Origin of the sequence: Bradyrhizobium sp. AS23.2, assembly GCF_001908185.1 — a bacterium.
Lineage (GTDB): Bacteria > Pseudomonadota > Alphaproteobacteria > Rhizobiales > Xanthobacteraceae > Bradyrhizobium.
The window spans coordinates 1-11,470 of record NZ_LGHM01000190.1 but is presented as its reverse complement, the minus strand read 5'-3'; the positions used below and the strand labels follow the sequence as shown (position 1 = coordinate 11,470).

The window sequence follows — 11,470 nt, the reverse complement described above, 5'->3', positions numbered from 1 at the left end:
CTATCCGCGAAAGTTTTGAAAATGTGAGACTTGGAAGGTCCGGTTGTATCGCAACATTGCTGCGGTTGCACAAAGGCGGTCGGCATCGGAGCGAAGCGGACATCGCCGAAGATTTATGAGTACGTGCCTAGTGGCACCTCGATGGGGGCACTCGCGGCAGGGGATCGCAGCCGCCGATTTTTGCCGGAAGCGTCCCCCCGGCTCGCGAAAAAGCGCGAGATGCTCGGCCCGGCAGTGTCCGCGTTTAAGCCCCAGTGTCCTTAGTTGAATTTGGGAGTGTCCTAACTCGCCACACTGGTCGCTCAGGTTTGCTATAATACACAAAGACCAGTTAGGGAGGTTTCAGCCATGTGCATGCAAGCAGGGCGCCTATGGGGTTTCGGCCCATGGTACGGCTATTGCTTCGGGGGGCCTCCAGGATGGAGACCAAGCCGACGCGAAAGAACCGAGGAGCTTAAGGACTACATCGCGGAGTTGAAGGAGGCGCTTGAAGAGGCCGAGGAGCGCCTAAAGGAACTGGAAAAGTAAGTTGAGGGCCAACAGATCGAAGTCGGACGAGAACGCGGAAGGGCTGGCTGCACTCAAGCGCCACGTCCCGCACGCTTCTGCCCCATGCGCTTCGACTGGACGTAGACGCAGCCTGTGGGATCGCGAAAACAAAAAAAAGCCCCGCCTTAGCGGGGCGCTGATCAGGCAGCCATGGGGACCACGTTATCGGCAGCTGGTGCGGCCTGGTGATCGAGCAGAGCGCGGCGCGAGAGGTTGCCGGAATGCTCGGTGATGAACTTCGAATAGGTCCGCTCGATTTCCGCGACGCTCGTGTTGTGGCTTGCCGCGACGACCCGGATGGGGACGTTGAGCAGCAGGTTGCGGACAATCGAGCTATGGCGCAGCGCGTATAGCGTGACCTCGTCCGGATCGAGGCCGATGGCCTTGACGACCTCCGCGATGTCCTCGCGATAGTCGTCCGAGACGCCCTTGCCATCGACGCCCCAGGTCTTGCCATTGCTCTGCAACAGCAGCGGTGCGCTCGCGGGCCGACCCTTCGCCGCCTTCGCCAGCCGTTCGGCCAGCGCCGGGGTGATGTGCACGCTATAGCGCTCGACCTTCTTGCTCGTGCGGTTGAGGCCGCCGCCCTTGGCCGACTTCGGCATCATCAGCCGGGGCTCGGTCTTGTGCGCGATCAGGTCCCGCACATAGAGCCGAGCGGCCTGGGAGGGCCGCGCGCCGCTTTGCGCCAGCACGTCGGTGAACTCGCCGAGCTTCTCATCGTGGGCATACGCAGCCCCGACAAAGCTGATGACCTGCGGATCGGTCAGGATGACGTTGTTGACCTCGTTGGCATCGGGCAGCAACTGGAGCCCGGTCGTCCAGGCGTGCTCGTTCTTGATGCGCCGGTCGCTCTTGGCGGCGAGGTTGAGCGCCGCCTTGACCACCTTGCAGTACCGGTTGACGCTGGCCGGGGCCATCTTCGCCAGCAGCCCGTCGCGCCACTTGCGCAGCTCCTGGGAGTCGAGCAGCGGGACCGGCTTGGTCAGGAGGCTGGCGGGCAGATGGCCCTTCGGGGTCGTCGCGTTGCTCGCGCCCGCGCCGCGCGCCGCCAGATCGTCCTTGTATCGATCCATGGCGATCCCGAGAGTGACCGGCTTGTTGCCCTGTTCCTCCTCGACCTCGTCCTCGTCGCCGCCGCGCACCAGCTTGCGCACTTCGGTGACGGCTTGGCCGTAGTTGAAGATCGCCTTTCCGTCAGCCTTGTCGAAGTCGTCGGCGACGCCGAACTTCTTCAGCCATTCGCCGCCCTGGCCATCAGCGGCGCGGATCGACCAAGTGCCTGCGCCTTCGTTGCGGCGATAGCCGAGCGAGAGGCCGGGGCCGAGCCGTTGCCAGTGGGGCTTCTTGCGGATATCGAGCTTCAATCGCGCGGTGGGAGTCTCAAGAGAGTAGTTGCGGGGTTTAGCCATTGATCCTGCACATTCCTGTTTGTTTAGTGTCCGGCCCGGTGTCGGGAAGTGCGGGGTGCAACCTCTTGCGCCCCGCTTCAGGACTGTGCAGAATTTACTATGGATTTCAGGGGCTTAGAAGATCCCTGGGTAATGCAAGACGCTGCAAGGAAATGCAAAATTCTCCCACAAGGGGAGAAGGTGCAGTGGTGTTCGCTGCGATACTCACTCTGCCGTCTGCTCCCGCAGCTCCGCCACGTCCTTCGCCGTCAGCTTCGAGCCCTTCGTGCCGAACCGCGCCGTCACGTAGTTCGCCACCGCCGCGATCTCGTCGTCGGTGTAGGCATTGCCGAACGCCGGCATCGAGAGAGCGCCGTCGGGCGTGTGGCGCTTGGTGCCTGACAGCACGATCTGCGCGACGTTGGTGGCGGCGGGGTCGTTGACCGCCCAGGTGCCGGTCAGCGTCGCCATCGGCGAGACCGGGCTTTCGCCGCTCCAGCCATGGCAGCTGGCACAGGCGCTGGCGAACACCTTCTTGCCGCGCGCATCCGCCGTAACGCCGTCCTTATGCGAAGCGGGTGCGACGGGTGCCGTGGTTGCAGGCAGGTCGGGCGAGAGCACTGGCGGCACGCTGCGCAAATAAACGACGATCGCGCGGATGTCTTCGGGCGCGAGCTGGCTGAAGCTACGGTCGACCGCTTCACCCATCGGACCCGAAGCGGAGCCGTGGCCCGGGGCGTGGCCCAGCGAGAGATAGGAGATCAGATCCTCATCACGCCAGTTGCCGAGGCCCATCGCCTTGTCGGAGGAGATGTTGAAGGCGCGCCAGCCGGCCGTGATCGCGCCGCCGAACTTCTTGCGGTTGTCGAGCGCAAAGCCGAGATTGCGCGGCGTGTGGCACTCGCCGCAATGCGCCAGCGCTTCGGCGAGATACGCGCCGCGATTCCACTCCGGGCTCTTCGAGCTATCAGGCGTGAAGCGCGTGTCCGGATTGAACACGGCCGACCAGAAGATCATCGCCCAGCGCTGGTTGAACGGGAATGACAGCGTGTTCTCCGGCGCCTTCGCACGCACCGCCGGCAGGCTGAACAGATAGGCCTTCACCGCCAGCACGTCCTCGTCGGTCATGTAGGTGTAGGACGTATACGGCATCGCCGGATAGAGCCGCGCGCCGTCATGACGCTTGCCGTGCTGGACCGCGTTGAGGAAGTCCTGGTCGCTGTAATTGCCGATGCCGGTTTCCTTGTCCGGCGTGATGTTGGTCGAATAGAGCGTGCCGAACGGCAGCTTGAAGCCGAGCCCGCCGGAATATTCCTTGTCGCCCGGCTTGGTGTGGCAGACCATGCAGTCGGCGGCCTTCGCCAGATACTCGCCGCGTTCGACAATGCCAGCCTTTTCGAGTTTCGCCGGTACGCCGGTCGGCTTGCCGGCGCGATGATCCGCCAGCGCCACTTTCGTGCCGCCGGCGAAGTCGAGCGGGCCGGGCCCGCGGATGATCCAGACACCGAGCGCCACCGCCACGATGGCGATCGCGACGAGGCTTGCGAGGATACGCATTTTCCCGCTCATGCCTTCTTCCCCACAGCCAGGAGTTTTCGATCGATCGGCAGGCGACGCAGCGTCACGCCGGTTGCAGCAAGAATCGCGTTGCGCAGGGCCGGCGGTCCGGCGTTGACGCCGGCCTCACCAATGCCGCCGGGCGCCTCGCCGCTCTTGACCACGATGACCTCGATCTTCGGCGTCTCGTTGATGCGCATCATGCGGTAGTCGTGGAAGTTCGACTGCTGCACGCGGCCCTTGTCGATCGTGATCTCGCCATAGAGCGCGGCGGTGAGACCGAAGATCAGACCGCCCTCGATCTGCGCCTTCACCGTGTCCGGGTTGACCGCAATGCCGGTGTCCACCACCGAGGTGACGCGGCGGAGCGCGATCTCGCCGATGTCGTCGATCTCGGCTTCCACCACGGTCGCGATGAAGCTCGCGAATGACGGCTGTACGCAGACGCCACGTCCGACGCGCGCCGGCAACGGCTGGCCCCAGCCGGATTTTTCGGCGGCGAGGTTGAGCACGGCGAGCATGCGTGGGTTCTTCGTCAGCATGGACCTTCGGAATTCGATCGGGTCCTTGCCGGCCTTGCGCGCGAGCTCGTCCATCGCACACTCGACCGCGAACACGTTGTTGTTCGGGCCGACGCCGCGCCAGAAGCCGGTCGGCACCGCCGGCGGCTCGGCTCGGACATATTCGACATGGAAATTCGCGAAGTCGTAGGGAGCATCGACTGCGGCGTCGACTGCGTCGATGTCGATGCCCTTCTGGAACGCCGGCGGCAGCCAGCGCGCCAGGATTGCCGAGCCTGCAACCTTGTACTTCCAGGCCGCGACCTTGCCGTCGACAAGCGATGCGGTGATCTGGTCGCGATAGATCGGACGATAGACGTCGTGCTGGATGTCTTCCTCGCGGGTCCACACCACCTTCACGGGATAGTCGACCTGCTTGGCGATCTTCACCGCCGCAATCACCATGTCCGGTTCGAGCTTCCGGCCAAAACCGCCGCCGAGCAGGTGATTGTTGACGATCACCTTGTCGACGGGAAGGCCGGCAGCCTTTGCCGCCTCGGACTGCACGCGCGTCATGATCTGCGTGCCGGTCCAAATCTCGCAGGAGTCGGGTTTGACGTGCACGGTGGCGTTGATCGGCTCCATCGAGGCATGCGCCAGGAACGGCAGCTCATAGGCTGCCTCGAATTTGTCGCCGCTGGCCAGAGCCTTGGCGATGTCGCCGTCGGATTTCGCGACCGCGCCGTCCTTCTCGCTGGCCGCGCGCAGATCCTGCCAGATGTCCTTGGTGGAGATCTTAGCGTTCGGTCCTTCGTTCCACTCGATCTTGAGCGCTTCGAGGCCCTTCTTCGCCGCCCACATGTGATCGCCGATCACGGCGACCATGTCGTCGAGCACGACGATCTTGCGCACGCCGGGGAGTTTCACCGCGGCGCTGTCATCGACCTTGCCGACCTTGCCGCCGAACACGGGGCAGGCGGCGACGGTCGCGAACTTCATGCCGGGCAGGATCGCGTCGATGCCGTAGATGGCCTTGCCGTTGACCTTGTCCGGCGTGTCGAGCCGCTTCAGGGGCTGGCCGATGATGACGAAGTCTTTGGGGTCCTTGACTGCAGCGTCCTTCGGCGGCGTCTGGGCCTGCGCGGCGAGCGCCAGCTCGCCATAGCCGAGCTTGCGGCCGCTTGCGGCATGCGCGACCTCGCCCTTCGAGGCCGTGCAGCTCGCCGGTTCGACGCCCCATTGGCTGGCAGCCGCCTGAACCAGCATTGCGCGGGCGGTCGCGCCCGCCTTGCGCAGCGGCATCCACCAGGCGCGGATCGAGTTGGAGTTGCCGGTCACCTGGAGGCCGAAGGTCGGATTGCCGTAGAACTTGTCGTTCGGCGGCGCGTGCTGCACCTCGACCTTGCTCCAGTCGGCGTCGAGCTCTTCGGCGAGCACCGCAGAGATCGACGTGTAGGTGCCCTGGCCCATCTCGACCTGCGGCATGATCAGGACGGTGCGGCCCGTCTCGTCAATGCGGATGAAGGCATTGGGCGCAAACCTGCCGTCGGTCGAATCGCGCGGCTGCACCGGCTCGTTGACCGCAGCGCGCAGCGGCAGGTGGAAGGCGAGCAGGAAACCGGTCGCGAGGCCGCCGGTCAGAAGGGAGCGGCGGGAGACGCTGGGAAGAGTCTTGTCGATAATCATGGCGGACCTCACGACTGACGGCCGGTGGCGGCCTGCTTGATGGCCTCGCGGATGCGCACATAAGTGCCGCAGCGGCAGATGTTGCCGGCCATTGCAGCGTCGATGTCGGAATCGTCGGGGTTGGGCGTTGCGGCCAGCAGCGCAGCGGCCGCCATGATCTGGCCGGACTGGCAGTAACCGCACTGGATCACTTCGAGATCGAGCCAGGCCTTCTGGACCTTCGCGCCCGATGGCGTGTTGCCGACGTGCTCGATCGTGGTGATGGCGTGGTTCGCGACCGCGCTGACCGGCAGGACGCAGGAGCGCACCGCCTTGCCGTCGACATGCACCGTGCACGCGCCGCATTGCGCGATGCCGCAGCCGAACTTGGTGCCGGTCATGCCGAGGATGTCGCGCAGCACCCACAGCAGCGGCATTTCAGGTGGCGCGTCGAAGGACTTTGTCTCGCCGTTGATGGTCAGAGTCGTTGCCATATGCATCCCCTTGCTCGATGGATCGCTTACGGCGATCAGGTCGGCGAATGTCCGTGCGACCATAATCATACCGATGCGAAACGATGAAGCATCGAAATTCTTCGCGATGCATATTTGCGCGCCCAGCGCATCAGGCCATGACGTTCACGAATTTGTGCGGCGATCGCTGCTGCGGTTTTGGGCTCATTGATATGATAATCGTCATTTTCTGACGTATTTTCTACATACGCGCCGTCGGTCATCGCAGATGATCGTGCGATCGCGCAAAACCATGCGATGACGAAACTCGTGCGATTGCGAAAGTCGGACGACGGCGAGCGTCGCGCGATGAGAAACGCGACGGCCGTCAGCCCTGCACATTTTCGGACCAGGCTCTAGAGTTTGTAAGCCGTGCGGAATCCGCCCCAGTGCCGGCCCTGCACGCTGATCGGGACGTCGATCTCGCGCATCATCACGGTGTTGCCGTTTCCCATGTCGCGCGCATAGCTCTGGACCAGGTACGAGCGCAGGTTGTGCGCGGCGGCGAGCCCCGCCGGATCGTTGAAGATGCGGCGGTTGCGGCTGTTGGCGGTGTTCCAGGCGACGTCGCCCGGCCGCTGCGCATGCGAGTAGATCTTGTTGTGCACCGGCAGGAAGCCGTTGCGGTCGACCATGGCGCAGAACACCATGCGCTGGTCCTTGGCGAGAAATGCTTCCTGGAAGAGCGGCAGCGCGCGGTCGGCCCAGTCCAGATATCTGGTGCGGTATTGCTGCGGGTTGGTGCCGGCGATTTCCACGTAATCGGTGTCGAAGAGGTCATCGATTTTGACTTCGCCGCGTGCAACCGCCTGTTCGAAGATCCTGGTCAGCGCATTGCCCGCCTCCATGGCACGGGTGACGAACTCCGTGTTCTCCTCATGGATCGACCACAGCCTGTCTTCGATCCTCTCGCTGAGCTCGGCATTGGGATTGACGAACTGCGCGCGGGCGCCCGCCTTGGACTGCTCGGTCACGCGCAGGCGGCAGGCGCCGACGCCCTCGAGCGCGCCCTCGATGACGGCCTGCGTTGCGAGCTTTGCCGCATCCGCGCCGCCGATCAGCACGCCCTCCATCGAGATTTCATAGACCGGCAAGACGCCGCTCGCGGTTTCGAACTTGAGATGGCAGGGCAGCCGCGCGGTCTTGCGGCGCTCGTCGGGCTCGCTCTGGCGGAGCAATACCGCGCAGCGCGATTTCAGCTTCTGCGCGAAGGTGGTGACGGCCTTGCCGGCGCTGGCGACGTTCTCGCCATGGGTCTCGGCAGCCTTGGTCGCGGCATCGATCTCGGCCGCACTCTCGCCGACCGAGACGATGAACTCCGATGCACTGGCGGCGTTGCCGGAGACTTCGCTGGTGGTGGCGTTCTGCTCGGCGACCGCGCCGTTGACGGTCTCGAACACCGGGCGGATCGCCTCGATCGCCTGTGAAATGCGGTGTACCGCATCCACTGAGCCGGCGGCATCGCGCTGAAGCGCGTCGATCTTCCTGGAAATCTCCTCCGTCGCGCCCTGGGTCTGCACCGCGAGCGCCTTCACCTCGGTGGCGACGACCGCAAAGCCTTTGCCGGCCGCGCCCGCGCGCGCGGCCTCGATGGTCGAGTTGAGCGCGAGCAGCGTCGTCTGCCGCGCAATCTGCGCGATCAAATTGACGACGTTGCCGATGGCTGCAGAGGACTCGCGCAGCCGATCGACATTGGCGCGGGCTTCCTGCGCCGCGGCGTTGGCCGCGTCGGCAAGCTTGCCGGCCTCGCGAACCTGTGTGCCGATGCCCTGCGCGGACTGGGTGAACTTGTCGGCGGCGCGAGCGAAAGTGGAGGCGGTCGACTGCGCGGCGTTGCTGCGTCCGGTCAGTGCCTCGGTGCGCTCGCGGATATCCGCAAGCGTCGCCGCGGTTGCCTCGGCACCGCCAGCCACCGAATTCGCGGCACGCTCGAGCTGGCGGATCATCGCCCCGAGCTCGAGCTCCAGCAGTTCCAGGATCTCCCGGGCGGAATCGCCCTCAGTGGCCGGGGCTGGTGCGGGATCGACCGGCGGCTGCGCCTGCGGGGGCGCGGCAGGCGCAGGCATGTCCGGCAGACGCTTCCGAAATAATGCGAACGCCATCGGGTCAACTCTTGTCGGGGGATGGGCGGACGCAATTTTCGCAAGTCGGAATGAAATCAGGGTTAACGACGCCTGACTCTTGGGCAAGTGACCCTACAATATTACCTTAAAGTGTGAGAGAACCCTTTCATTCCGATGGGTTGGCGGCCTATAACGCCGCGCTTCCATTCTCGCTGGCGGACGATTCCCGAAAGACCAAGAGACCACGCATGGCCGGACATTCCCAATTCAAGAACATCATGCACCGCAAGGGGCGGCAGGATGCGCAGAAGTCGAAGCTGTTCGGCAAGCTGGCGCGGGAAATCACCGTCGCAGCCAAGCTGGGCACGCCCGACCCCAACATGAACCCGCGCCTGCGCGCCGCCGTGATCGCCGCGCGCCAGGAGAACATGCCGAAGGACAATATCGAGCGCGCCATCAAGAAGGCGCTCGGCAGCGACGGTGAGAACTATGACGAGATCCGCTACGAGGGTTACGGCCCCGGCGGCGTCGCCGTCATCGTCGAGGCGCTGACCGACAACCGCAACCGCGCCGCCTCCGATATCCGCTCCTTCTTCACCAAGTCGGGCGGCAATCTCGGGGAAACCGGCTCGGTCTCCTTCATGTTCGATCGCACCGGCATCATCGAATACGACCGCAGCGTCGCCTCCGACGATGCGATGCTCGATGCCGCGATCGAGGCCGGCGCCGACGACGTGATCTCGGGTGAGAACGGCCACGAGATCTACGCCTCGACCGAAGGCTATCGCGACGTCGCCAAGGCGCTGGAAGCCAAGTTCGGTGAGCCGCGCAAGGCCGCCCTGATCTGGAAGCCGCAGAACACGGTCGCGGTCGACGACGAGACCGGCGAGAAGCTCTTGAAGCTGATGGACCTGCTCAACGAGCACGACGACGTCCAGAACGTCTACGCCAATTTCGAGATCTCGGACGCGCTGGTTGCGAAGATGGGCGGGTAGGACCTGTCCGTTAGCACATGCTCCGCTGTCGTCGCCCGGCTTGACCGGGCGACCCAGTATTCCGGAGACGCCAGAAGAATACGGAGACGCCGCGGCGTACTGGATACCCCGCCTTCGCGGGGTATGACGCCGGAGTGAGAGGCGGGCGCCCGCCCGACCATCACCGCGCCGCCACTTCCCCTGTTACTTCCGTTCTGTTTCTGTTTCCCCCACGGCAGCCAGCCGCTATCACTGGCCCATGACCGCGCTCCCGATTCGTGGCCCCGTTCGCATCATCGGCATCGACCCCGGCCTGCGCCGCACCGGCTGGGGCGTGATCGAGGCTGAGGGCAATCGCCTGATCTACGTGGCCTGCGGTTCGGTGGAACCGCCGGACGACCTGCCGCTGTCGAGCCGCCTGCTCGGGATCCATGAAGGGCTCGCGGCTGTCCTGTCCGACCACAAGCCGATGGAAGCGGCGGTCGAGCAGACGTTTGTGAACAAGGATGGCGTTGCAACGCTGAAGCTCGGCCAGGCCCGCGGCGTCGCCATGCTGGCGCCAGCAATGTTCGGCATCACGGTCGCCGAATACGCGCCGAACCAGGTCAAGAAGACGGTGGTCGGCGCTGGTCACGCCGACAAGCAACAGATCGCGATGATGCTGAAGATTTTGCTGCCCAAGGCCGAGCCGCCGTCGGCGGATGCCGCCGACGCGCTTGCCATCGCCATCACTCACGCCCATCACCGCCAGAGCACCGCGCTCAGGCTGAAGGTGGCGGGGTTATGATCGTACGCTACGTATCCCCGTCGTCATGCCCGGCCTTAGCCGTCCGAAGGACGGCGTCGCTTCGCTCGCCTATGTGCCGGGCATCCGCGTTCTTTGTTGCCGGTATCGAAGACGTGGATGGCCGGGACAAGCCCGGCCATGACGAAAGAGACGGTCGGGCCGCGACCGTGGGGGCATCATGATTGGCAAGCTCAAAGGCCTGATCGATACCTACGGCGAGGATTTCGTCATCCTCGACGTCGGCGGCGTCGGCTACCAGGTGCACTGCTCCTCGCGCACGCTGCAGCATCTGCCCTCGCCGGGCGAAGCCGCCGTGCTGTCGATCGAGACCCATGTCCGCGAGGACCAGATCAAGCTGTTCGGCTTCCGCACCGACCAGGAGCGCGAATGGTTTCGCCTGCTCCAGACCGTGCAGGGCGTCGGCGCCAAGGTCGCGCTCGCGGTGCTCGGCACGCTGGCGCCGGCCGATCTCGCCAACGCCATTGCGCTGCGCGACAAGGCCGCGGTGTCGCGCACGCCGGGCGTCGGCCCCAAGGTCGCCGAGCGCATCGTCACCGAGCTGAAGGACAAGGCGCCGGCCTTCGCCAGTGTTGACCCCGCCGTCGTGCATCTCGCCGGCGCCGTCGACGACCAGCGCGCGCCGCGGCCCGTTGCCGATGCGATCTCCGCGCTGGTCAATCTCGGCTACGGCCAGCCGCAGGCCGCGGCGGCCATTGCAACGGCCTCGCGCAGCGCCGGTGAGAATGCTGAAACGGCGCAGCTCATTCGCCTCGGCCTGAAGGAGCTCGCGAAGTGAGCGATCCCAAGGCCAGCCGCATGGTCTCGCCCGAACGCCGTAGCGACGATGTCGGCGACACCGCGCTGCGCCCGCAATCGCTGTCCGATTTCGTCGGCCAGCAGCAGGCGCGCAAGAATCTCTCGATTTTCATCGAGGCGGCGCGCAAGCGCGGCGAGGCGCTGGATCACGTGCTGTTCGTCGGCCCGCCCGGCCTCGGCAAGACCACGCTGGCGCAGATCGTGGCCAAGGAGCTCGGCGTCGGCTTTCGCGCTACATCGGGCCCGGTGATCGCCAAGGCCGGCGATCTCGCCGCGCTGCTCACCAATCTCGAAGAGCGCGACGTGCTCTTCATCGACGAAATCCATCGCTTGAGCCCGGCGGTCGAAGAGGTGCTCTATCCCGCGATGGAGGACTTTCAGCTCGACCTCATCATCGGCGAGGGTCCGGCGGCGCGCTCGGTGAAGATCGAGCTGTCGAAATTCACCCTTGTCGGCGCCACCACGCGTGCCGGCCTTCTCACCAATCCCTTGCGCGACCGCTTCGGCATCCCGGTCCGGCTCAATTTCTACACGATCGAGGAGCTCGAAAGCATCGTCAGCCGCGGCGCGCGCGTGCTCAATGTCGGCATGAGCGCGGACGGCGCCAACGAGATCGCGCGCCGCGCCCGCGGCACGCCGCGCATCGCCGGCCGCCT

General features: G+C 65.1%; 10 protein-coding genes. 4 read left to right on the top strand and 6 right to left on the bottom strand.

What is annotated here, in order from left to right:
* Positions 1-689: 689 nt before the first annotated feature.
* The 6 genes from AC630_RS35080 to AC630_RS35060 all read right to left on the bottom strand — a co-directional run bounded on the left by AC630_RS35080 (position 690) and on the right by AC630_RS35060 (position 8,276).
* Entirely contained in the window at positions 690-1,961 is a 1,272-nt protein-coding gene (locus tag AC630_RS35080) for a site-specific integrase (protein ID WP_074122984.1), read from the bottom strand.
* 204 nt (positions 1,962-2,165) lie between these two features.
* Entirely contained in the window at positions 2,166-3,509 is a 1,344-nt protein-coding gene (locus AC630_RS35075) for a c-type cytochrome (protein WP_074122983.1), read from the bottom strand.
* Entirely contained in the window at positions 3,506-5,683 is a 2,178-nt protein-coding gene (locus AC630_RS35070; protein WP_074122982.1) for a xanthine dehydrogenase family protein molybdopterin-binding subunit, read from the bottom strand. The genes AC630_RS35075 and AC630_RS35070 overlap by 4 nt, the downstream gene beginning before the upstream one ends.
* 8 nt (positions 5,684-5,691) lie before the next feature.
* Positions 5,692-6,156 (bottom strand): (2Fe-2S)-binding protein, encoded by a 465-nt coding sequence (locus tag AC630_RS35065; RefSeq protein ID WP_208867086.1) that lies wholly within the window; start codon positions 6,154-6,156, stop codon positions 5,692-5,694.
* Between the two features lie 65 nt (positions 6,157-6,221).
* A complete protein-coding gene (locus AC630_RS45875; RefSeq protein ID WP_167561340.1) occupies positions 6,222-6,398 on the bottom strand; it encodes a hypothetical protein in 177 nt (58 codons plus the stop codon).
* 132 nt (positions 6,399-6,530) lie between these two features.
* Entirely contained in the window at positions 6,531-8,276 is a 1,746-nt protein-coding gene (locus AC630_RS35060) for a methyl-accepting chemotaxis protein (RefSeq protein WP_074122981.1), read from the bottom strand.
* A gap of 209 nt (positions 8,277-8,485) precedes the next feature.
* Here AC630_RS35060 and AC630_RS35055 point away from each other — a divergent pair, with 209 nt between their 5' ends.
* The 4 genes from AC630_RS35055 to ruvB all read left to right on the top strand — a co-directional run.
* Positions 8,486-9,232, top strand: a complete 747-nt coding sequence (locus AC630_RS35055) for a YebC/PmpR family DNA-binding transcriptional regulator (RefSeq protein WP_074122980.1) — start codon at positions 8,486-8,488, stop codon at positions 9,230-9,232.
* Positions 9,233-9,470: 238 nt separating this feature from the next.
* Positions 9,471-9,998: a crossover junction endodeoxyribonuclease RuvC gene (ruvC, locus tag AC630_RS35050; protein WP_074122979.1), complete on the top strand. Its 528-nt coding sequence runs from the start codon at positions 9,471-9,473 to the stop codon at positions 9,996-9,998.
* Between the two features lie 178 nt (positions 9,999-10,176).
* Positions 10,177-10,794, top strand: a complete 618-nt coding sequence (gene ruvA, locus AC630_RS35045) for a Holliday junction branch migration protein RuvA (RefSeq protein ID WP_074122978.1) — start codon at positions 10,177-10,179, stop codon at positions 10,792-10,794.
* The coding region (gene ruvB / locus AC630_RS35040; RefSeq protein ID WP_074122977.1) for a Holliday junction branch migration DNA helicase RuvB at positions 10,791-11,470 on the top strand (680 nt) is incomplete at its 3' end. The genes ruvA and ruvB, both read left to right, overlap by 4 nt.